Origin of the sequence: Micromonospora sp. L31, assembly GCF_052068075.1 — a bacterium.
GTDB classification, from domain to species: Bacteria; Actinomycetota; Actinomycetes; order Mycobacteriales; family Micromonosporaceae; genus Micromonospora; species Micromonospora purpureochromogenes.
Genome location: NZ_JBQHDC010000021.1, coordinates 23699 through 45723 on the forward strand (window position 1 = coordinate 23699; position 22025 = coordinate 45723).

At 74.7% G+C, this 22025-nt stretch carries 19 protein-coding genes and 3 pseudogenes; 10 read left to right on the top strand and 12 right to left on the bottom strand.

Annotated elements, in window-relative coordinates; translation table 11 throughout:
• Positions 1-60 precede the first annotated feature (60 nt).
• From ACTMS9_RS30230 to ACTMS9_RS30275, 10 genes and pseudogenes are all read right to left on the bottom strand, one after another.
• A complete protein-coding gene (locus ACTMS9_RS30230; protein WP_441166602.1) occupies positions 61-1299 on the bottom strand; it encodes a hypothetical protein in 1239 nt (412 codons plus the stop codon).
• On the bottom strand, positions 1296-1817 hold the full coding sequence (locus ACTMS9_RS30235) for a SigE family RNA polymerase sigma factor (protein ID WP_154942969.1): 522 nt from the start codon (positions 1815-1817) through the stop codon (positions 1296-1298). The genes ACTMS9_RS30230 and ACTMS9_RS30235 overlap by 4 nt, the downstream gene beginning before the upstream one ends.
• Before the next feature lie 74 nt (positions 1818-1891).
• The gene (locus ACTMS9_RS30240; protein WP_441166603.1) at positions 1892-2671 is read right to left on the bottom strand and encodes a hypothetical protein; all 780 of its coding nucleotides are present in this window, start codon (positions 2669-2671) and stop codon (positions 1892-1894) included.
• A 233-nt stretch (positions 2672-2904) separates the two neighbouring features.
• The gene (locus ACTMS9_RS30245) at positions 2905-3714 is read right to left on the bottom strand and encodes an endonuclease/exonuclease/phosphatase family protein (protein WP_441166604.1); all 810 of its coding nucleotides are present in this window, start codon (positions 3712-3714) and stop codon (positions 2905-2907) included.
• An 11-nt stretch (positions 3715-3725) separates the two neighbouring features.
• Positions 3726-5216, bottom strand: a complete 1491-nt coding sequence (locus tag ACTMS9_RS30250; RefSeq protein WP_441149316.1) for a phosphatase PAP2 family protein — start codon at positions 5214-5216, stop codon at positions 3726-3728.
• An 80-nt stretch (positions 5217-5296) separates the two neighbouring features.
• Positions 5297-6298 carry a YihY/virulence factor BrkB family protein gene (locus tag ACTMS9_RS30255; protein ID WP_441166605.1) on the bottom strand — a complete coding sequence of 334 codons (1002 nt, stop codon included), beginning with the start codon at positions 6296-6298 and terminating at the stop codon, positions 5297-5299.
• Positions 6291-7298 carry a diacylglycerol/lipid kinase family protein gene (locus ACTMS9_RS30260; protein WP_441166606.1) on the bottom strand — a complete coding sequence of 336 codons (1008 nt, stop codon included), beginning with the start codon at positions 7296-7298 and terminating at the stop codon, positions 6291-6293. Before ACTMS9_RS30260 ends, ACTMS9_RS30255 begins: the two co-directional genes overlap by 8 nt.
• Before the next feature lie 240 nt (positions 7299-7538).
• A pseudogene (locus ACTMS9_RS30265) lies at positions 7539-7715 on the bottom strand (Clp protease N-terminal domain-containing protein); the annotation flags it as partial.
• Positions 7716-7904: 189 nt separating this feature from the next.
• Positions 7905-8090, bottom strand: a pseudogene (locus ACTMS9_RS30270) (Clp protease N-terminal domain-containing protein); the annotation flags it as partial.
• Positions 8090-8326 (bottom strand): helix-turn-helix domain-containing protein, encoded by a 237-nt coding sequence (locus ACTMS9_RS30275; RefSeq protein WP_441149319.1) that lies wholly within the window; start codon positions 8324-8326, stop codon positions 8090-8092. The pseudogene ACTMS9_RS30270 and the gene ACTMS9_RS30275, both read right to left, overlap by 1 nt.
• 137 nt (positions 8327-8463) lie before the next feature.
• Between ACTMS9_RS30275 and ACTMS9_RS30280 the strand changes: the two genes are divergently transcribed.
• From ACTMS9_RS30280 to ACTMS9_RS30315, 8 genes are all read left to right on the top strand, one after another.
• Positions 8464-9270 carry a PP2C family protein-serine/threonine phosphatase gene (locus tag ACTMS9_RS30280; protein ID WP_441149320.1) on the top strand — a complete coding sequence of 269 codons (807 nt, stop codon included), beginning with the start codon at positions 8464-8466 and terminating at the stop codon, positions 9268-9270.
• Between the two features lie 31 nt (positions 9271-9301).
• The gene (locus tag ACTMS9_RS30285) at positions 9302-9865 is read left to right on the top strand and encodes a TetR/AcrR family transcriptional regulator (RefSeq protein ID WP_441166607.1); all 564 of its coding nucleotides are present in this window, start codon (positions 9302-9304) and stop codon (positions 9863-9865) included.
• A complete protein-coding gene (locus tag ACTMS9_RS30290) occupies positions 9862-10689 on the top strand; it encodes an oxidoreductase (RefSeq protein ID WP_441149322.1) in 828 nt (275 codons plus the stop codon). The genes ACTMS9_RS30285 and ACTMS9_RS30290 overlap by 4 nt, the downstream gene beginning before the upstream one ends.
• A 164-nt stretch (positions 10690-10853) precedes the next feature.
• On the top strand, positions 10854-11684 hold the full coding sequence (locus ACTMS9_RS30295) for a universal stress protein (RefSeq protein WP_441166608.1): 831 nt from the start codon (positions 10854-10856) through the stop codon (positions 11682-11684).
• A gap of 126 nt (positions 11685-11810) precedes the next feature.
• Positions 11811-14213: a phosphoketolase family protein gene (locus ACTMS9_RS30300; RefSeq protein WP_441166609.1), complete on the top strand. Its 2403-nt coding sequence runs from the start codon at positions 11811-11813 to the stop codon at positions 14211-14213.
• A 31-nt stretch (positions 14214-14244) separates the two neighbouring features.
• A complete protein-coding gene (locus tag ACTMS9_RS30305; protein WP_441166610.1) occupies positions 14245-15108 on the top strand; it encodes a universal stress protein in 864 nt (287 codons plus the stop codon).
• A 219-nt stretch (positions 15109-15327) separates the two neighbouring features.
• On the top strand, positions 15328-16338 hold the full coding sequence (locus ACTMS9_RS30310; RefSeq protein ID WP_441149325.1) for an Acg family FMN-binding oxidoreductase: 1011 nt from the start codon (positions 15328-15330) through the stop codon (positions 16336-16338).
• 96 nt (positions 16339-16434) lie between these two features.
• Positions 16435-18108, top strand: coding sequence for a GAF domain-containing protein (locus ACTMS9_RS30315; RefSeq protein WP_441166615.1), 1674 nt, complete (start codon positions 16435-16437; stop codon positions 18106-18108).
• Between the two features lie 60 nt (positions 18109-18168).
• Here ACTMS9_RS30315 and ACTMS9_RS30320 read toward each other — a convergent pair whose 3' ends face one another.
• Positions 18169-18807 (bottom strand): response regulator, encoded by a 639-nt coding sequence (locus tag ACTMS9_RS30320; protein ID WP_154942955.1) that lies wholly within the window; start codon positions 18805-18807, stop codon positions 18169-18171.
• A 185-nt stretch (positions 18808-18992) separates the two neighbouring features.
• Here ACTMS9_RS30320 and ACTMS9_RS30325 point away from each other — a divergent pair, with 185 nt between their 5' ends.
• The gene (locus tag ACTMS9_RS30325; protein WP_441166611.1) at positions 18993-19967 is read left to right on the top strand and encodes an Acg family FMN-binding oxidoreductase; all 975 of its coding nucleotides are present in this window, start codon (positions 18993-18995) and stop codon (positions 19965-19967) included.
• A gap of 94 nt (positions 19968-20061) precedes the next feature.
• Here the strand turns inward: ACTMS9_RS30325 and ACTMS9_RS30330 are convergent, their stop codons facing one another.
• A complete protein-coding gene (locus tag ACTMS9_RS30330) occupies positions 20062-21066 on the bottom strand; it encodes an NAD-dependent epimerase/dehydratase family protein (RefSeq protein ID WP_441166612.1) in 1005 nt (334 codons plus the stop codon).
• Positions 21067-21828: 762 nt separating this feature from the next.
• On the opposite strand from ACTMS9_RS30330, the pseudogene ACTMS9_RS30335 reads away from it, so the two are divergent.
• A pseudogene (locus ACTMS9_RS30335) lies at positions 21829-22025 on the top strand (hypothetical protein); the annotation flags it as partial.

Below are 22025 nucleotides of genomic sequence, written 5' to 3' on the forward strand. Positions count from 1 at the left end.
CAACGTGATCCTCTGAGCCGGCCCCGCAGGCCCGCCTCCCGAGCCCGCTGCCACACCTGGTCAGAGGGGGCGCCAGGTCGTCGGATCGGTGGGATTGGCGACCAGGCGGATGGTCGCGGCCAGGCGGAGCGCCCCGGAGCGGCCACCCACCGCCTTCAGGGCGGCCGAGGACTCGGTGCTGACCTCGGCGACGCAGTCGCGGCAGCCGGGCACCTGCGCGACCCGGTAGGCGCCCATGCCCTTCGGCCCGTCCACCGCTGCGCCGACCCGGCCGTCCACCGAGATCGTGGAGCCGCCCAGGTCGCTGCCGTCCCCGTCGTACATCCCGTTGCTCATGCCGATCGACAGGTCCCCCCGGTTCCCCTCGTCCCCGATCGGGCCGGACACGAGGTAGTTCGCGTCGGCGTTCAGCCACCTGCCCTCCCAGGTGCGCAGCTCGACGCCGATGAGCTTCGCGCGGGGTGGGACGTCGAACGACCGGAACGGCACGGTGACGCGCTCGTCCTGCCAGGTCAGCCCGGCCACGACCTGACGCGCGACCTCCTCCGGCGGCGCCAGGCTCCGGACGGTGACGGAGACCCAGCCGCCCGGGGCGTACTGCCACGACAGCAGCGTCTGCTCCCGGTCGGTGTGCAGATACGCCGGTTGCCCGTCCACCGGCCCGACCGGCGTACCGGGGGCCTCCAGCGAGGGCACCTGACCGGTGAGCCCGGAGCCGAGCTGCGGCGAGAAGATGTCGACCCCGCGCGCACCCATCCGGACCGTGGCCCACCCGCCGATGCCCATCATCGGTCCCGGCTCCACCGGGCCGCCCGGCACCAGCGGATCGGGCACGATCGCCTCCACCGACTGGATCGCGACGCCGGTGCGGCTCACCTGGTGGATGGCGCCCGGCGGCACCCAGCCGAGCCGGAGCGACCGTCGGGTCGGGTCGAATCGCGCGGGCGCCACCGCCGGCGCCTCCCCCTGGGTCGTGACCGGGCCGCCCGGGGCGGCGGTGGAGCGGCTCGGGGTCGCGGCGGGACGGCTCGGGGTGGCCGTCGCGGCGCTCCGACCGGGCGTCGGCGCGTCCCCGTCGCCGGGAGTGGTGAGCGCGCCCGGCCTGCCGAGCACCGTGGCGGATCCCAGCAGCACGACGGCGGCGACCGCCGCGACGGCGGCCACGGCGATCCCCCGTCGACGGCGCACCGCCCGCTGCCCGGCGACCAGTAGCGTCTCCGCCGGCACGCCACCGGCCGGCAGGTCGTCCGCCGCCCGGGCCAGCAAGGACCGGACCAGCGTCTCGTCGTCCCGGTTCATCGGTTCACCTCCGTCCCGTCGCCCAGCGGCAGCCGCCTGCGCAGCGCGGCCAGCCCTCGCGCCGTCTGGCTCTTCACGTTCCCGGTCGAACAGCCGAGCACCTCGGCGGTTTGCTCCACGCTCAGGTCGGCGTAGAAGCGCAGCACCAGCACCACCCGCTGGCCGGGCGGCACCGCCGCCAGCGCGGCCCGCACCGCAACCGCGTCCACGACGGACTCGTCCGGGCCGGACGAACCACCGCGGGACTCGGGCTCGGGCGCCCGCTCGAAGAGCTGCACGCCGAACCACCGGGAACGCCGCTCCTGCCGGAACGCGTTGACCAGCATCCGGTGCACGTACGCGCCGACGTCGTCGGCGCCCCGCGCCCGGCCCCACTTCACGTAGAGGCGGGTCAGGGTCTGCTGCACCACGTCGTCGGCCCGGTGCGTGTCACCGGTCAGCAGGTACGCCGTGCGTCGCAGCCTCGGTGTCGCCGCCTCGACGAACTCGACGTACTCCTGCCGTTGCGTGGCATGCATCGACCACTCCCCGTTCCCGGACGCCGGCGTCCTCACCGTACGGATGGGCGCGGGGCCCGCAACGGTTGCACGGCTCACGGAAGCCGCCAGGTGGACTCGTCGCCGGGGCGGTCGACCAGCCGCACGGCGGCGGCGAGGGCGAGGGCGCCGTCCGGCCCGCCGATCGCGGCGAGCCCCCGGATGGTGAGTGCCACGACCTCGCCGGCGCACGCCTCGCCCAGCCCACCCACCCGGTACGCTCCGAGGCCGCCCGGCGCCGCGTCCACCGTTCGTCCGGCGGCCGTCGTGCCGGTCCGCACCACGCCGACGGTCAGGTCCTCGTGCGGCCCCGTCGCGCCGAGGACCCGGTACCCGCACCGCGCCCGGTGCCACCGGCCGTCGCGCCAGTCGACCACCGTCGTCTCCCAGCGCGCGCCGTCGGCCGGGGCCACGGCGAGGAAGGGCACCCGGGCGGGCTCCTCCGTCCAGACCAGCCCGTCGGCGATCCGCCGCAGCGTCCGCGCCGGGGCGGGCAGATTGGTGCCCAGGACGGTCACCGCGGTGCCGGGCCGGTGCTGCCAGGTCAGCGAGGTGTGTCCGTGGTCCGGGTCGGCGTACAGCTGGGCCGTGCGGCCCTGCACGGACACGTCCGGGCCGCGCCGCCAACCGCGGTGGGTGGCGGAGGTGTCCACGGCGGACCCCACCCGCACCGAGAGCACCCGACTGCCGGCCATCGGGCCGGTCACCGGGCCCTCCCAGGCGATCAGGGACCGTTCCCCCCGGTGGCTGGCGCACGTCCGGTGGGTCATCCCGTCGGGCAGCCAGTCCGTCCGGAAGAGCGGCCGTACCAGGTCGAGGTCGGTCCTGCCGTGCATCGGTCGCTCCCCCGCGTCGTCAGCGCTGTCACCCAGGTGATGGCCGTGACGGTGTGAAGGGTTGCACCCGGGAGTTCAGCGGCGCAGCCCCAGCGGCCGGCGCCTGCCGGGTGGCGACCCGGACGGCCTTGATCGACACGAGCTGCGGCGTGTCGGGGTGACCGGCGGCGGGGATGCCGCGACCCGCCGCAACCAGCGTCGATCAGCCGTGGCGCACGCCCGGCGGCCAGCGGTCAGGCCGGGCGCAGGTCCAACTCGGCGACGACCGGGTAGTGGTCGGAGGCCCGGTCGGCGTCCCCGCCACGGACCACCCGCACCTCGCGGGTCAGCGCGGCGACCGGCGCGGTGCCGAGCAGGTAGTCCAGTCGCATGCCGGCGAACTCCCCCCCGCCGTGCCGGGTCGGCACGGTGTGGCCGTCCGCCTCGGGCGCGCCGGCGGCGCGGGCCGGCCAGAGGTCGACCAGGCCGGCGTCGACCAGCCGGGCGACGGCGCGGGTGTCCACGGTGCGGCCGTCGCGGCGCAGGTGCCGGCGGCGGTAGTGCATCGGCAGGCCCGCCAGCCGGTCGGTGTGCTCCGCCGTGGGCTCCAGCGTGTTCAGGTCGCCGGCCAGCAGCGCCAGCGGACCGCCGGTCTTTCGCACGGCGGCCGCCAGCCAGTCCGCCTCCATCCGTCGCCGGCCCCCGGAGTACGGGTTGAGGTGGGTGCTGAACACCGTCAACGGCCCCTGCCCGGTGTCCACCCGTAGCCAGGCGGCGGCGTGGTGGAACGGCCGGCGCACCCGGCCGGCGGCCAGCACCCGCAGCGGCGGTCGGACCAGCACGGCCACCGGCTGCCCGAAGCAGGAGCGGGCCAGGTGCGGACGCATCCCCAGCCGGCCCGCCACGTCGTCGAGCAGCCCACCCCGGTCGAAGCCCCGCAGCTCCTGCAGGGCCAGCACGTCCGGCCGCTGCGCGGTGACCACCCCGACCACGAGGTCCCGCCGGTCGGGCCCGCTGCGGTCCCGACCGCCGGTCCTGATGTTCCAGGTCATCACGCGCAGCATGGGCGGCGTCGTCACTGCGGCCGGGCGGCCTTGGCCAGCTCGTCGTCGAGCTCGCCGACCTGCTCCGACTCGATGGCCGGCCGGTTGCCCTCGTAGACGTCGGCGTTGGGGCGGACCACCCAGTAGAGCAGCCCGATCCAGAGCGCGCTGAGCAGGATCGCGCCCATGAAGTCCGTCGGGTGGTGCATGCCCCGGTACATCCGGGACACGGCCACCCCGACCGGCATGATCACGGCCAGCGCCACGAACAGCCAGCGCCACCAGCGGTCGGTACGCGGCAGGACGATCAGCGTGATCGCCACCCAGACGCAGATCGTCGCCGCGATGTGGCCGGAGGGGAAGGATGAGGTCGGCATGGGGCCGTCGAGGTTCTCCACCGGCGGGCGCGGCCGGTCCACGGCCGCGGCGGAGGCGAGGAAGAGGCTCAACTCGCCGAACATGGTCAGCGCCACGAAGAGCACCGGCCGCCAACGCCGCCACACCGCCAGCACGAGCGGGCAGAAGACCAGCGAGATGAGCAGGATGGCGTGGGTGTCGCCGGCCTTGCTCCACCAGTGGCTGACCTCGTCCCGGCCCGGGGTCCGGTGCTCGGCGAACCACCTCGGCACCTCCGTGTCCAGGGTGGCGAAGAAGGTCCCGCCGGCGTGGTAGCTGACGAACATCCCGAAGCCGTAGAGCGCGCCGAGCACCAGCACCCAGCCGACCAGCAGCTCGAAGACGGCGGCCCGAGGGTGCGGCAGCAGGTGCGCCTCGTCGGGGGCGGGGGCGACCTCGTGCGCGGCCTCCGGCTCCAGCCCCTCGGTCAGCGCCGGCACCCGGCGGCCGCGCTCCAGCCGCCACAGCCGGAAGGCGTACGCGGTGACGCCGAGCCAGGCGGCACCGAGCAGCCAGGCCCCGAGCACGTCGGAGACGAAGTGCACGCCGAGCGCGATCCGGGTCAGACCGATGAGGAAGACGAGCAGGGCGACCAGGGCGATCGCCGGCTTGCGCCAGCGGAACGACAGGGCCGGCAGGAACACCAGCAGCAGCGCCCCGTACGCGACGAAGGAGCCCAACGCGTGGCCGCTGGGGAAGCTGTCCCCGGCGTAGGTGCCAATCGGCACCTCCACCTCGGGACGCAACCGGTCGACCAGGGTCTTGAGCGCCGGGTCGAGGATCAGCGCGCCGAGCCCGGTCACGATCAGGAACACCGCGAGCCGGCCCTGTCGGCGGATCAGCAGCCCGATCACGGCGACCGAGACCAGCCAGATGATCACCGCCCGGCCGCCGAGGTCGGTGAGGGCGTTGAGCACGGTCACCAGCGGCCCGTGCGGCGCGACCAGATCGTTGAGCCAGGCCGCCACGCCGTGGTCGACGTCGTAGAGCGGGGTCCAGCGGACCCGAACCAGCACCAGCAGCAGCCCGAACCCGACGCCGGTCCCGAGCACGAGTGCCAGGCCGGCGAGCGTCCGCTCGGTGAAATGACCCAGGGGTCGTCGTAACACGTCGATGACCGCGCTCACGGCAGCCTCCCTCTCGCTCCTGGCGGAGCGCTGTACCCGATCCGCGCTCGGCGTACACCGGGGGGTGCCGGAACGGGGGTCTACAGCGAGGTCATCTCACCGGTGTCCTGCAGCTCCTCCCGCTCGGCCTCGGGCTCCCACAGGTCCGGCTGGGCCGGCTCCTGCACCCCGATCCGCATCGCCTCCAACTGGGCGGCGAAGGCCAGCCCGCCGAAGAGCGCCATGCCGGTGAGGTTGGCCCAGAGCAGCAGGGCCATCATGCCGGTCAGCGCGCCGTAGGTCTGGCCGAATTCGTCGCTGAACGTGACGTACCCGGCGAGCAGCAGGCTGGCCAGCCACCAGAGCGCGGTGGCGATGCCGGCGCCGAAGAAGAGCCAGGACAGGCCGGGCTGGTTGCGGCGGGGCGAGTGCCGGAAGAGCACCGCCACGGCGAGCACGGTCAGCCCGAGGCTCAGCGGCCAGCGGATCACGTCCCAGGCGCCGTCGGCGAACGCGCCCCACTCGTAGTGCCGCTGCACGGAGTCGCCGATCGCCCCGCCGCCGACCAGGATCAGGAAGCCGGCCAGCGCCGGCCCGCCGGCGGTCACCGCGAGGACGGCGGCCCGGACGTACTTGGCCAGGGCCGGGCGGTCCCGCTCCACGCCGTAGATCCGGTTGGCGCCGCGTTCGATCTGGGCCATCGTGGTGGTCAGCGCCACCAGGCCGGTGAACAGACCGAGGGTCAGCGCCAGCTCGCCGGCCCGCTCGGTGCGCTCACCGTCGCCGAGCAGCTCGCGGACCACCGACTCGCTCTGCCCGGGGGTGAGGGCCAGCACGGTGTCGGCGACCACCTGGCCGCCCTCCTCCACGCCGAGTTCGCTGATCAGACCGGTCAACGCGATCATGAACGGCACCACGGCGAGGCAGAGCTGCAGGGCGAACGCCCGGGAGTGGCTGAAGCCGTCGCCGTAGCGGAACCGGATGAAGGCGTCGCGCAGCAGGCACCAGCCGCCCTGCCGGCGCAGGGTGCGCCAGGCGTCGTCGGCGGAGAGATCGTCCTCCGCCATCAGCCGGGTCTCGGGGACGAGCTTGGTGCTACTCACGGCGCGCCTCCTCGATCAGCCGCTCGCCCCGCTCCGCCGCCGCCTCGGCGTCCATCGTCAGGTCGGGGTGGCGCTCGGGGCGCGGCACGCAGAGCCAGAGCGACTGCGGCTTGACCTCGGCGGTCAGCGAGCGGCCGGGCTCGATCAGGTCGCCGTCGAGCTCCCGGGGCTGGGCCCGATTGCTGGTGATCTGCACCCGGCGGGCCCGGAAGACCTCCATCCGGGGCACGCTGCCGCGCCGGCGCACCAGCGCCCAGCCCATGGCCAGCCAGTGGCCCAGCGTACGGGGGGTGAGCACGGCCACGTCGAGCCAGCCGTCGTCGGGCTCGGCGTCGGTGAGCAGGCGCACCCCGCCCTGGAGCCGGCCGACGTTGGCGACCAGCACGGAGCGGGCCCGGCGGCGCAGCGGCGGCCGGTCGTCGATGCGGATCGAGACTCGCATCGGCCGGTCCCGCAGGTGCTTCGCGGCACCCATCACGTACGCGGGCCAGCCGATGCGCGCCTTGGTCGTCTCGGAGGTGTCCCGGAGCATCTGGGCGTCGAAGCCCATCCCGGCCATCACGGCGAAGTACCGGTTCTCGACCGCGCCGACGTCCAGCCGGCGCATCCCGCGCTCCACGGCGACCTGCAGGCCGGCGGCCAGGTCGTTGGAGAGCCCGAGGTTGGCGGCGAGCAGGTTGCCGGTGCCCTGGGGCAGCACGGCCAGCGCGGCGTCGGTGCCGACCAGCCCGCTGACGCAGGCCATCACGGTGCCGTCGCCGCCGCAGGCGAAGACCACCTGGGCGCCGGCGGCGACGGCCGCCTCGGTCTGGCCCCTGCCCGGGTCCTCGACCGTGGTCTCGTACCAGGTCGGCTCGGGCCAGCCCGCCGCGGCGAGGGCATCGTCCACCGTGCGGCGGAACTGGTCCAGATCGGTCACCTTCGAGGGGTTGACCACCACCGCCGAGCGCGGCGGGGCGTCGTCGGCGGTCACCGGGCGCGTCTGCTCTCCACCATCCACGGCGCAAGTGTGCAGCAAGCGGGGCCGGTCAGCGAGCCGACGCGGGGGGACGTTGCACTGGCCGCAATCAGGTTTGAAAAGCCCCGCCACCGGTTGGCCCGCTCACCGCGGGCCGCGCCCTCGGCCATCTCGGTCACCCACCGGGCGCGGGTGGCCGCTTCGCCGGGACGATCCACCCCCCGGCGAAGCGGGAGCCGAGGCACCGGGTACCGGTCAGGCCGCCGTCCGCAGCGCCGTCTCGACCCGCCGGCGCAGGTCGTCGAGGTTCAGCCCGGCCTCGGTGAGCACCACGGCGGCGAGGCCGCCGCCCTCGCGCAGCAGCCCGAGCAGGATGTGCTCGGTGCCGATGTGGTGGTGGCGCAGCCGGATCGCCTCGCGCAGGGAGAGCTCCAGCACCTTCTTGGCGCGGGGGGAGAACCGCCTGTCGTCGTACCGCCGGAAGCCCCAGCGGCGGCGCGGCGCGGGCGCGGCCTCGCGCAGCGCGTCGGGACCGAAGGACTCCTCGATCCGGGCGACGATGGCGGTGAGGTCGATGCCGATCTCGCGCAGCGCGGCGGCGTCCGCCTCGCCGAGACCGCTGGCACCGGGCGCGGTGTGCCGGGCGATGGCGGCGCGCAGGTCCTCCGGGCGCACCCCCGCCTCGGTGAGCACCCGGCTGGCCAGCGCGTCGCCGTCGGCGAGGACGCCGAGCAGCAGGTGCTCGGTGCCGACCGGCCGCTGCCGCTCGGCTCGCGCCTCGTCGACCGCCCGGTGCACGACCGCACGGGCCCGGTCGGTGAACCGTTCGAACATCACGCCTCCCAGGTTCCTCGGACCGCCGGTCGCCCGGCGTGCTTCTTGTGGACCGCCTGCCGGCTGACCTCGAGCGCATCGGCGATGTCCTGCCAGGACCAGCCCTGTCGACGGGCGTTGTCCACCTGGACGACCTCCAGCCGTTCGAGGAGCCGGCGCAGGGCGAGCACCGCCCGGAGCCCGACCCTGGGGTCGGTGCTGCCGGCGGCCGCCGCGAGTTCCGTTGCCTGACTCATGTCGTCAACTTACGTTGACAGCGCCACCCTGTCAACCCTCGTTGACAACACGGGTGTCCGACCCGGCGCGCGGACCGACCGCCCGACACGACCGCCGACGCCCCGACCAGGGGCTTCCGCGGTGCTACGGTCCGCTGATGTTCCGCCGCGCTCCGTCCGACCGACCCGAGCCGCTGACCTGCCGACTCGCCGCCGGGCGGGTCGCCCTGGAGGTCGCCGGCGGCAGCGTGGTCGGCCACCGCTACCCGGCCAACTTCGACCTGCTGCACGTCGATGCGACGCTGCCCTTCATCGCCGTCGTCGACGGCATGGGCTCCGGCGAGGGCGCCCGGGTGGCCGGCACCACGACGATGACCACCCTGGTCGAGGCGGTCCGCGGTGACTGGCCCGCAGTCGGAGCGCGCGAGCTGCGCGCGGCGGTCGCCGACGCCCGATCCCTGGTCCGCGCCGCCGGCGCGCGGCTGACCGAGCTGACCGGCTGCACGCTGACCGCCCTGCTGGTCGAGCCGGACGGCGAGCAGGTGTGGCTCGTCCAGCTCGGCGACTCGCGGGCGTACCGGCTGCGCGACGGCGTGCTGGAACTGATGACGGTCGACCACACGGCCGCCTGGCTGGGGCTGCTGCACGGCTGGTACCGGGCCGGCTCCGCGGAGGCCGGCCGGGCCCGCTACCAGCTGCTGCGCTACGTCGGCCACCCGGACAACCCGGACGCGGACCTGCTCGCCGTGCCGCTGCGGGTCGGCGACACCTGGCTGCTCTGCACCGACGGGGTGAGCGACCAGGTGGACTACCACCGGATGCGGGAGGCCCTCGCCGGCGGCGACCCGAAGCGGGCGGTGCGCAGCCTGCTCACCAGCAGCCTGGCCGAGGGCGGGGAGGACAACGCCACCGCCGTGGTGCTTCGGGTCCGGCCTGGCACCGAGGGTGACGGCGAACACCTTTGACGGTCTGACGTTCTGTGCAAACATTGTCAGCATGTCGAGCGATAGGTTGGCGGCGATCCTCGCCGCCGCGTACGAGTGCTTCACCCGGCACGGCGTGCGGCGTACGACGATGGACGACATCGCGGCCACCGCCGGGATGTCCCGCCCCGCCGTCTACCAGTACGTCCGCAACAAGGACGACGCCTACCGACGACTGGCCGAACGGCTCTTCGCCGACTCCCTCGCCCAGGCCCGCCGAGCGGCCACCGCGCCCGACGCCGACCTGCGACAGCGGCTGCACGACGTGCTCGCCGCCAAGCTCGAACTCACTCTCCGACTGCACCGGGAGAGCCGGCACGCCGCCGAACTCCTCGACACCAGCACCCGGCTCACCGGCGACCTCGCCGAGGCGTACACCCGGGAGCTGACCGACGTGGTCGCCGGCGCGCTCGCCGACGCCGCCGGGCCGCGCGCCCGCGCCGTCGCCGACGTGCTGGTCGCGCTCACCCGCGGCCTGGAGGCCGACCTCACCGACCCCGACCTGCCCCGACGGCGGCTGCGCGAGGGTGTCGCGCTCCTCGTCGCCGGCCTCACCCACCCGGGAGCCCCCGCATGACCACCTCCGTCCTGATCACCGGCACCTCCTCCGGCATCGGCCGCGCCACCGTCCGCCATCTCGCCCGCCGCCCCGAGTTCACCGTCTACGCCACCGCCCGCAAGGTCGAGGCGATCGCCGACCTCGCCGACAGCGGCGCCCGCCTGCTCCCCCTCGACGTCACCGACGAGGAGTCCATGCGGGCCGCCGTCGCCGCCGTCGAGGCCGCCCACGGCCAGGTCGACGTGCTGGTCAACAACGCCGGCTACGGCGAGTACGGGCCGATCGAACAGGCCCCGCTGGACCGGGTCCGGGCCCAGTTCGAGACCAACGTCTTCGGGCTCAGCCGGCTCACCCAGCTCGTGCTGCCCGGCATGCGCCGGGCCGGCCGGGGCCGGATCGTCAACGTCAGCTCGATGGGCGGCCGGCTGGTCTTCCCCGGCGGCGGCTACTACCACGCCAGCAAGTACGCGGTGGAGGCGATCTCCGACGCGCTGCGCCAGGAGGTGCGGCCGTTCGGCATCGACGTGGTGGTCGTCGAGCCCGGCCTGATCCGGACCGGGTTCGGGGCGGTGGCCGCGAAGTCGCTCGGCGCGGGCGGCGACCCGGCCGGGCCGTACCGGACGATGGTCGCCTCGGTGGACGCGGCGATGGCCAAGTCCTACGCCAACCCGATGCTGGCCGCGACGCCCGAGACGGCGGCCCGGGTGATCGAGCGGGCAGTCACCGCCCGCCGCCCCCGCACCCGCTACCTGGTCACCGCCGCCGCCTGGGCGATGGTGCACACCCGCCGGCTGCTCGGCGCGCGGGTCTTCGACACGGTCGCCCGGCTCCAGTTCCGCTGAGCCGCCGCCGGCCCGGCCGACCCGCCGTCGCCCGGTGCGCCGACCGGCACGCCGGACGCCCGGCGCCCGGGTGTGCCGATCCCGGCCCGCCCGGGCGGCGGCGCGACTAGCGTCGGTGGGGTCGGCGTGGCCGTACCGTGCGGGGCGCCCGGGAGGTGAGCCGGATGACCGGATCCGCCGACGCGCCGGTGGTCGCCGGCATCAGCGTGTTGCCGCAGGCCATGGAGGTCGTCCGCGAGGCGACCCGGGCGGCCGCCGCGCACCGCCGGGACCTCGTCCTGCTGCACGCCTTCAACTGGCAGGCGGCGTTCGAGGCGCCCTCGGTCGCCGAGCCCCGCGCCGAGGCCGAAGAGATGATCGCCCAGGCCGCCGCGGCCGCCGCCGAGATCGAGTCGGCGGTGTCGGTCAGCGGCGAGATCGTCGAAGGCCCCCCGCTGGACGCGCTGATCCGCCGCTCCGAGACGGCGTTCCTGGTGGCCGTCGGCGACGGCGGCATGACCACGTGCGGGGACTGCGTACCCGCCGACGCGCCGGCGGTGCAGCTCGCCGCCCGCGCCGGCTGCCCGGTGCTGGTGGTCCGCCGCGAGCCACCCGTCGCCGGGCCGGTGCTGGTCGGGGTGGACTTGTCGGCGAGTTCGCGGACGGCGCTCGACTTCGCCTTCGACTGCACCGCCCGCCGGGAGGCCCGGCTGCTCGCGGTGCGGGTCGTCGAGCCGGGACGGGCCGACGACGGCGACGACGTGCTCATCGAGGCGGTGGCCGAGGTCGGGCGGCGGTACCCCGGCGTCGCGGCGGAGTGCCACACCGTCCGCGGCGACCCGGGCAGCGTCCTCGTCGAGCAGTCGCGGTCGGCCCAACTGGCGCTGGTCGGCGCCCGGGGCGACGAGCCGTGGCGCGGCATGCTGGGCGCGGTGAGCCAGACCCTGCTCTACCACGCGCCGTCGCCGGTCATCGTGGTCCGCGGCCTGACCGCCACGCCACCGGACGGGCCGTGACGCCCCCCGGTCCCGGGACCAACGGCCCTGATCCACTCGCACCCGGCCGGGTCAAGCTGGACAGGCCCCGGGTGATATCCGCCTTCGGGCTGCAGAAGTCCCCGACGCGCGAGAGGCTATTGCAGCATGGACACCGCTCTCGACCTGCACAGCCCACTGACCGAAGACGAGCTGCGCCGGCTGGACGCCTACTGGCGGGCGGCTAACTACCTCACCGTCGGGCAGATCTACCTGCTCGACAACCCGCTGCTCCGCGAGCCGTTGAAGCCCGAGCACGTCAAGCCGAGACTGCTCGGCCACTGGGGCACCAGCCCGGGGCTCAACCTGCTCTACGCGCACCTCAACCGGGTCATCGTCAACCGTGACCTGTCGGCCATCTTCATCACCGGCCCTGGCCACGGCGGGCCGGCGGTGGTGGCGAACACCTGGTTGGATGGCACGTACAGCGAGCTCTACCACGCGGTGAGCCGGGACGAGACGGGCATGGCCCGGCTGTTCCGCCAGTTCTCCTTCCCGGGCGGCATCCCGAGCCACGTGGCGGCGGAGGTGCCGGGTTCGATCCACGAGGGCGGCGAGCTGGGGTACGCGCTCAGCCACGCCTACGGCGCCGCCTTCGACAATCCCGACCTGCTGGTCGCCTGCGTCATCGGCGACGGCGAGGCGGAGACCGGGCCCCTGGCCGGGAGCTGGCTGTCCAACGTCTTCCTCAACCCGGCCCGCGACGGCGCGGTGCTGCCCATCCTGCACCTCAACGGCTACAAGATCGCCAGCCCGACGGTGCTGGACCGGATCCCCACCGACGACCTGCTCGAGCTGATGCACGGCTACGGCTACCAGCCGTACGTCGTCGCCGGCGACGACCCGACCACGGTGCACCAGAGCCTCGCCGCCACCCTGGACCGGGCGGTCGACGAGATCACCGAGATCCAGCGCCGGGCCCGCTCCGGCGGCGACAGTCGCCGCCCCCGCTGGCCGATGATCATCCTCCGTACGCCGAAGGGCTGGACGGGCCCACGGGAGATCAAGGGCAAGCAGGTCGAGGGGACCTTCCGCTCCCATCAGGTGCCCATCGACGGGGTGCGGAAGAGCCCGGAGGCCCTGGCCGAGCTGGAGCGCTGGATGCGCAGCTACCGGCCGGAGGAACTCTTCGACGCCACCGGCGCCCTGGTCGCCGAGTTGGCCGCGCTGCCGCCGAAGGGTGACCGCCGGATGAGCGCCAACCCGGTGACCAACGGCGGCCGGATGCTGCGCGACCTGGAGCTGCCGGACTTCCGCGCGTACGCGGTCGACGTCAAGCAGCCGGGCGAACCGGCCGTCGGCGCCACCGGTGTGCTCGGCCAGTGGGTCCGCGACGTGATCGCCGCCAACCCGCAGACCTTCCGGCTCTTCGGCCCCGACGAGGTCGCCTCCAACCGGCTCGGCGCCGCCTTCGAGGTCACCGACCGGGCGTTCGTCGCCGACACGGCCGACGTCGACGACCACCTCTCCCCCGACGGCCGGGTGATGGAGGTGCTCTCCGAGCACCTGTGCCAGGGCTGGCTGGAGGGCTACCTGCTCACCGGGCGGCACGGCATCTTCACCAGCTACGAGGCGTTCATCCACATCGTCGACTCGATGGTCAACCAGCACGCCAAGTGGCTCAAGGTGACCCGGGGCATCCCCTGGCGAGAGCCGCTGCCCTCGCTGAACTACCTGCTCTCCAGCCACGTGTGGCGGCAGGACCACAACGGCTTCTCGCACCAGGACCCGGGCTTCATCGACCACGTGGCCAACAAGAAGGCCGAGGTGGTGCGGGTCTACCTGCCGCCGGACGGCAACACGCTGCTCTCCACCATGGACCACTGCCTGCGCAGCCGGCACTACATCAACGTGGTGGTGGCCGGCAAGCAGCCGGCGCCGAACTGGCTGAGCATGGACGAGGCGATCCAGCACTGCCGGCGCGGCCTGGGCATCTGGGACTGGGCCAGCACCGACGACGGCAGCGAGCCGGACGTGGTGCTGGCCTGCGCCGGCGACGTGCCGACCCTGGAGACCCTCGCCGCGGCGGGCCTGCTCCGCCAGCACCTGCCCGAGCTGAAGGTGCGGGTGGTCAACGTGGTCGACCTGATGCGGCTCCAGCCGCCGTCGGAGCACCCGCACGGCCTGCCGGACAACGAGTTCGACACCATCTTCACCCGCGACAAGCAGATCATCTTCGCGTACCACGGCTACCCGTGGCTGATCCACCGGCTCACCTACCGCCGGACCAACCACGACAACCTGCACGTGCGCGGGTACAAGGAGGAGGGCACCACCACCACCCCGTTCGACATGGTGATGCTCAACGACCTGGACCGCTTCCACCTGGTCATCGACGTGATCGACCGGGTGCCCGGGCTCGCCGCGCGCGCCGCCCACCTGCGACAGGAGATGGTCGACGCCCGCCAGTCCTGCCGCGACTACACCCGCCGGTACGGCGAGGACGACCCCCGGGTCGCCGAGTGGCGCTGGATCCGCGAGACCGAACCCGGCCTGCGGACCGGGCAGTGAGCCCGTCGGCCGGGGACGGGAGGTGGGTGCGGTGAGCCGGGACGAGATCCTGGTCGGCTACGACGGTTCCGCCGACGCCAGCCTGGCGCTGGACTGGGCGTTGGACGAGGCGCAGCGCGGCGGCCGGCCGGTCCGCCTGGCGTACGTCTTCGAGTGGCTGACCGTGACCGGCTGGATCGGCCCCGGGGTGGCCCCGGGAATCTGGCCCGACGAGACCGCCCGGCGGCAGGTCGAGGAGCTGGTCCACAAGGCCGCGGCCGACGCCGTGGCCCAGCGGCCGGGCACCACCGTGCACGGCGAGGTGTACGACGGGCCGCCCGCCCTGGTGTTGCAGGAGCGCTCCGCCGACGCCGGGCTGCTGGTGCTGGGCAGTCGCGGGCACGGCGGCTTCGCCGGCCTGCTCGCCGGCTCGACCGCCGTCGCGGTGACCGCCCACGCGCACTGTCCGGTGGTGGTGGTCCGCGCCGGGCAGGCCGCCGGGGCGGGACCGGTGGTGGTCGGCGTCGACGGCTCCGAGTCCTCCCGGGTGGCGCTCGGCTTCGCGGTGGAGAGCGCCGCGCAGCGCAGGGTGCCGCTGCGGGTGGTGCGGGTCGTCGCACCGCCGGCCGGGCGGCGGCCCTCGGACCACGACGAGCGGGCCACCGTCGCCGGGGAACGGGCCGCGGTCGAGGAGTCCCTCGCCCCGTGGCGGGACACCTTCCCGGACGTCGACATCGACATCGAGGTGGCGCCCGGCAACCCGGCCGCCGCCCTGGTCGAGGCCAGCCGGAGCGCCCAGCTCGTGGTGGTGGGCAGCCGGGGCCTGGGCGGGCTGCGCGGGATGCTGCTCGGCTCGGTCAGCCAGCAACTGCTCCAGCACTCGTCCTGCCCGGTCGTGGTGGCCCGCGAACGCTGAGGTCCCGGCGCCGGCACCGGCCGCCCTGGTGATCGACGCCGTTTGCGGCGTGTCGCGGCCTCCCCGGCGCGGGACAGCGCGACACGCCGCATCCCGGTGTCGCTCCACGCCGGGCCTGCGTGGGCTGCGCCCGATCCGGGCATGACGAAGGATGGGGCCGTGACCCCACCACCGCGACCGCCGTGGTGGGCACGATGGAGAAACGGAAAGGTCGTGACGATGAGCCACGAGACGCCGGGACAGGACCGCCCGCTGACCACCGCGCTCGCGGAGGCCGCCGCGACCGCCGGCTACGCCCCCTCGGTGCACAACACGCAACCGTGGCGCTGGCTGGTGCTACCCGGCGCCCTGGAACTACGGATCGTCCGGGACCGTCAGCTGACCGCCACCGACCCGGAGGGACGCCTGCTGGCGATCAGCTGCGGCGCCGCGCTGCACCACGCCCGGCTCGCGCTGGCCGCCGAGGGTTGGACGGCCGTGGTGGAGCGGCTGCCCGACCCGGCGCAGCCGGACCTGCTGGCCCGACTGACCGGGCTGGACCGGTCCGGCGCGGACGCGGACGCCATGCGCATGGTGCAGTGCATGCAGATCCGGCACACCGACCGGCGACCGGTCAGCGACGAGCCGGTCCCGACCGCCGCGATCGGTGAGATCAGCCGGGCGGTCGCCGCCGAGGGCGCCAACCTGCAGATCCTCGACTCCGACCAGGTGATGGAGCTGGCCGCCGCCGCCTCGCACGCCGGCACGGTCGAGGCGAAGGACCCGCAGCTGCGCGAGGAACTGGACTACTGGACCAGCCGGGCCGACGGCGGCACGGGACTACCGCCGGAGGTGCTGCCCGAGCAGCAGCCGCAGACCACCGTCCCCGGCCGCGACTTCGGCCGCGCCGGCACCCTGCCGATCGGCCCCGGCCACGACAAGGCCGCCGTGTACGGCCTGCTCAACGGCGACGAGGACGAGCCGGACAGCTGGCTGCGCGCCGGCGAGGCGCTCTCCGCGCTCTGGCTGACCGCCACCCGCCTCGGCGTGTCCGTGGTGCCGCTCTCCGGCGTGGTGGAGGTGCCCGGCACCCGGCAGACGCTGCGCCAGCTGCTCAGCGGGCTCGGCTTCCCGTACCTCGTGGTGCGGCTGGGGATCGCGGACCCGGCGCACGCGGGGCCGCCGCACACCCCGCGGCTCCCCACCGAGCAGGTGGTCGACACCTCGGCGGTCCGCGACCAGCGCACCTGACGATCTCGTGCCGCCGGTGACGCGGGCGATAGCATCGCCTGCGTGGCCGCCAGCACACCGACGCCCCGCAACGAGCCGCTCGCCCCCTCGCTGGGGCTGAGCCCGCTGTCCCGGGTACGCCTCGACGAGCTGCTCCAGGAGATGCTCGACCGGGTCGGCGAGGTGGTCACCAGCCGGGAGCGGCTGCGCGCCCTGCTGGACGCGGTGGTGGGCATCGGCTCCGACCTCGACCTGCGCAGCACCCTGCAACGGATCGTGCAGTCGGCCTGCGAGCTGGTCGGCGCCCGCTACGGCGCGCTCGGCGTGATCGGGCCGGACCGGCTGCTGCACGACTTCATAATCCATGGCATCAGCGACGAGCTGCACGCCAAGATCGGCGACCTGCCGCACGGGCGCGGCGTGCTCGGCCTGCTGATCGACGAACCACGCCCGGTCCGGATGCCGGACATCACCCAGCACCCGAAGTCGTACGGCTTCCCGCCGCACCACCCGCCGATGCACAGCTTCCTCGGCGTGCCGGTCCGCATCCGCGACCAGGTCTTCGGCAACCTCTACCTGGCCGAGAAGCAGGGCGCGTCGGAGTTCACCGAGGACGACGAGGAGATCGTGGTCGCGCTCGCCGCCGCGGCCGGCGTCGCGATCGAGAACGCCCGCCTCTACGCGCTGGCCCACCGGCGGGAACGCTGGCTGGCCGCCACCGCCGAGATCACCTCGGTGCTGCTCGGCGAGGTCCGCCGCACCGACGCGCTGGCCCTGGTCGCCCGGCGGGCCCGGGAGGTCGCCGAGGCGGAGCTGGCCCTGGTGCTGCTGTACGACGAGGACGCCGGCCAGTTCACCGTCGAGGTGGTCGACTCGGCCGACGGCGCCGACCGGCAACTGGTCGGCGCGGTACTGCCGGCCGCCGAGACCAGCTTCGCCGGCCCGGTCACCGCGCACCGGCACGAGCTGGTGGACAACCTGGCCCAGGCCGCCCCCTGGCCGGCGCCGGTGGTCGCCGGCCCCGCCGTGGTGTCCCCGCTCGCCGCGGCGGACACCCTGCACGGCGTGCTGGTGATCGCGCACCGACCGGACTCCGCGCGGACCGTCGACGACGACGTGCGCCTGCTGAGCAGCTTCGCCGGCCAGGCCGCGCTCGCCATGGAGCGGGCCCGCGGCCAGGAGGAGCGGGAGCTGCTGGTGGTCCTGGAGGACCGCGAACGGATCGCCCGCGACCTGCACGACGTGGTGATCCAGCGGCTCTTCGCCACCGGCCTGCAACTGCAGAGCGCCGCCCCGATGAACGCCCGGCCCGAGGTCGCCAAGCGGATCAACGCGGCCGTCGACGACCTCGACGCCACCATCCGCGACATCCGGCGGACCATCTTCGAGCTCCGCACCCCGATGAGCGCGGCGCTGCGCACCGAGATCCGGGAGGCCATCGACCTGGCCACCGAGTCGCTCGGCTTCCGCCCGGCCGTGGAACTGGCCGGGCCGATCGACAGCGCCGTACCGGAATCGGTCCGCCCCGACCTCACCGCCGTGCTCCGCGAGGCGCTGTCCAACACCGTCCGGCACGCCGAGGCCACCCGGGTCGCCGTCGCCATCCGGGTCGACGCCGGGCGGGTCGCGCTCACCGTCACCGACGACGGCGTCGGCTGCGACCCCGCCGCCGCCCGCGGCGGCCTGGTCAACCTGCGCGAGCGCGCCGAGCGGCACGGCGGCGAGTTCCAGGTACGCCCGGCGCAGCCGCACGGCACCGCGCTGTTCTGGTGCGTCCCGCTGCGGGACTGACCCGGGCGTTCCTGGCGCGACGGCGCCCAGCGCCAGGCGTTCCCGGCGCGGCGTGGGCGCTCAGTGGGTCTTGCCGAGCAGGCGGGTGGCGAGCACCGCCGCCTGGGTCCGCCGCTCCAGACCGAGCTTCGCCAGCACGCTGGAGACGTAGTTCTTCACCGTCTTCTCGGCCAGGAACATCTTGCCGGCGATCTCCCGGTTGGTCAGCCCCTCGGCCACGTACTCCAGGATGCGGCGCTCCTGCTCGGTGAGCGTCTTGAGCTCGCGGGGCTGCTCGACGCCGCTGCGGATGCGCTCCAGCACCCGGGTGGTGATCGCCGGGTCGAGCAGGGACTGGCCGGCCGCCACCCGGTGCACCGCGTCCACCAGGTCGGTGCCGCGGATCTGCTTGAGCACGTAGCCGGCCGCCCCCGCCATGATCGCGGCGAAGAGCGCCTCGTCGTCCTCGTACGAGGTGAGGATCAGACCCTTGATCGAGGAATCCACGGCCCGGATGTCCCGGCACACGTCGATGCCGTTGCCGTCGGGCAGCCGGGCGTCGAGGATCGCCACGTCCGGCCGGAGGGCCGGAATGCGGCGGGCCGCCTCCTGCGCGGAGCCGGACTCACCGACCACTTCGATGTCGCCGCTGCTCTGCAGCAGGTCGGCAAGGCCACGACGGACGACCTCGTGGTCGTCGAGGAGGAACACCCGGATCATCCCTCGTTTCTACCCGCCCCGGCCGCCGCCCGCACGGGCCGAAGGTCCCTACCCTGCGGCGGCAGCGCGGGAAGGGGGACCCGGGCGGACGGGCCGTCCGGCCCTGCCCCGCCCACCGTGCGGTGACGCACCGTACAGGTGAACCAGCGGGTGGCGGCCCGACCTGCCACGGAAGGAGCACCACCATGGACACCGGCTTCACGGTCGCGCAGCTGCGATCCGCCGCCGCGGACGCCGTCCGCGCGCCGTCCCTGCACAACACCCAGCCCTGGCGGTTCCGGCTGCGCGACGGCGGCATCGAACTGTCGGTCGACCCGGCCCGCCGGCTGCCCGCCACCGACCCGAGCGGCTGGGGCGCCCGGATCTCCTGCGGAGCGGCCCTGTTCAACCTGCGGCTCGCCCTCGCCGTCGCTGGCACCCCGGCCACGGTGCGGCTGCGGCCGTACCCGACCGAACCGGACGTGCTGGCCCGGCTGGTCCCGGACGCGCCCCGGCCCGCCACCCCCGCCGACCGCAGCCTGCAAGGGGCGATCCCGCGCCGGTTCAGCAACCGCGCGCCGTTCTGGCCGGACCCGGTGCCGGCCGACGCCCGGTGGCGCCTCGGCGAGGCGGCCCGCGCCGAGCAGTGCTGGCTGGAACTGGTCATCGGCACCAGCGCGGTCAACGCCCTCGCCGAGGTCGCCCGCAGCGCCCACCGGGTGCTGGAACGCGACCCCGACTACCGGCGGGAGCGGACGGAGTGGATCCGCCGCGAGCCCGCGCCCGACGGGGTGCCCGCCGCCGCCGGCGGCCCGCAGAGCGAACCGCAGGACCTGCTGCCGATGCGCGGCTTCGGCGGCCGCAACCGGGCTCCCGGCCGGGACTTCGAACCGGAGCCGCTGGTCGCCGTCCTCGGCTCTGCGGGCAACACGTCCGCCGACCAGATCCTGGCCGGGCAGGCCCTGCAACGGGTGCTGCTCACCGCGACCGACGCCGGGCTGAGCGTCTCCCTGCTGTCCCAGCCGATCGAGGTGCAGGGGGCGCGCGAGGCGCTGCGGTTGTCGCTGGGCCGGTTCGGCACGCCCCAGATGGTGATGCGGATCGGCTACGGCCAGCCCGGGGCGGCCACCCCCCGACGCAGCGTGGACGACGTGCTCGACCTGCCCGTGGTGTCGGCCTGAGCCGTACCCCGCCACCCGTGCCGCCCGTCGCTGCCGGCCCCGCCCCCGTCGCCGGGGCCGGCAGCGTGGTCGCTCCTACCGGGGTGCGTCGGTGTCAGGCCGGGCGGGGACTGCCGAGCAGGGCCGCCTCCCGCTCCGGGTCCAGCCCCACCGCCACGCGCGCCGGCCGCCCGGCCCGCGCCGGCACGGACCCCACCTGCCGCAGCCACCGCCAGGTGTCGGCGACCGTCTCGGCCACCGGGCGGCAGGTCAGCCCCGACGCGTACGCCTGCTCCACGCCCCGCTCCTGCAACCAGCGGAACTCGTGACCGCGCGGCACCCAGACCGGCAGGTCGTTCCAGGGCACCACCCCGGCCGCGAGGATCCGCTCCGGATCCGTCCAGCGCAGCCGCGCGTCCGACCCGGTCGCCGCGACGGCCGCCGCCAACAGCTCCCCCATCGTCGCGTGCCCGCTGCGGCTGATCACGTTGTACGCCCCGCCGACGTGCTCCGCGCCCCGGTCCAGCATCCAGGCCGCCAGGTCCCGCACGTCCACGTACTGGATCGGCAGGTCCTCCGGACCCGGCGCCAGCACGTCCCCGCCCCGGGCGACCCGCTCCAACCACCAGGGCAGCCGACCGATGTCCTCCCCGGGCCCCAGGATCAGCCCGGCCCGGACGAGCAACGCCGCGTCCCCGAACACCTCCAGTACGGCCCGCTCCCCGCCCGCCTTGTTGTGCGCGTAGTCCCCGTCACCCGCGTCCGGTTCGGCGTCCACCACGGGCGCCTCCTCCCCGGCCCCCGGGGGCAGCGGGTGGGCGTAGACCGAACCGCTGGAGACGTAGACGTAGTGCGGGACCGACCCGACCAACGCCCGGGCCGCGTCCCCCACCGCCCGCGGCGCGCCGTCCCAGGTGTCCACCACCAGGTCCCACTCGCCGCCCGCGAGCGCCGCCAGGCCGTCCGGCGCCGTCCGGTCACCCCGCAACCGGTGTACGCCCGGCGGCACCGCACCGTGCACCCCGCGGTTGAAGACGGTCACCGACCAGCCTCTGCGTACCGCCTCGGCCACGGTCGCGCCGCCGACGAACCCTGTTCCACCCAGCACCAGCAGTCTCATGCGTCCCAGCCTGTCCGGTCCCGGCCCCCGACGGACCCCCCGTTCACCGCTAGCGGATCTGCCAACGGCAGAATCCCGCCCCGCCGCCGCCGCCGACCCGCTGGGCGATCGACTCCTTCCGACGGTCGCCGCCCGGCTCCGCGCGACGTGTGCCGGCGCGTGGGTCGCCACGATCCGCCAAGGTCTGCCCGACAGCGGAGCTGCCGCCCCGCGCCCGTGCGCTTCGGCCCGGCGTCCGGCCGCGCCCCGTTTGCGGCGTGTCGCGCGTTCCGGCGCCCGGGTCACCGCGACACACCGCAAACCGCGACGGCGACGAAGCCCTCCGGCCCGGGCGAATCGGCGTGCCCGGATGTCGCGCGGCGGGTTGGCCTTGGCGCGCCGGATGTCCGGTTACCGGGTCCGGTTGGATGCGCCCGGATGTCCGGGTCTGGGCCAGCCAGTGGCGGGTCGTCCCGTGACTGGCGGCACCCTGGCGGTGGAATGGTGGCCGGGCCGGTGTCGTTACATCACCTGGACGATCGCAGCAGCAAGCCCGCTGGCCCGGCCCGATACATGGGGCCGCCCGGGATGCCGGGCCCCGGAATGATGGTGGGCCGCCGGTCGTTACACATGGACCCGGCGCCGCGAGCCCCCGCTCGTGAAGCCTGCCGGGCAGAGACTTTCCCCCTGTATGTGTGAGCGCCTGCTCGTGGTGCTTACGCCGCCTGTCATGTCGATCCCCCGGTCGACCGGCGGCGTCAACCCCCTGAAGGAGCTTCCCCCATGAACACCACCATTCTGCGTAAGAGCGTTCTGGGTATCGCTGGTCTCGCCTTCGCCGGCGGCGTCTTCGCCGGCCCCGTCACCGAGGCCCACGCCACCCCGGCCATGGACGCCAAGGCTGTTGCCGTGGTGCAGGCCGACAAGCCGGGTGTGGACAAGGGCAAGCTGATCCCGCACGGTGTGCAGGGCAAGCAGTC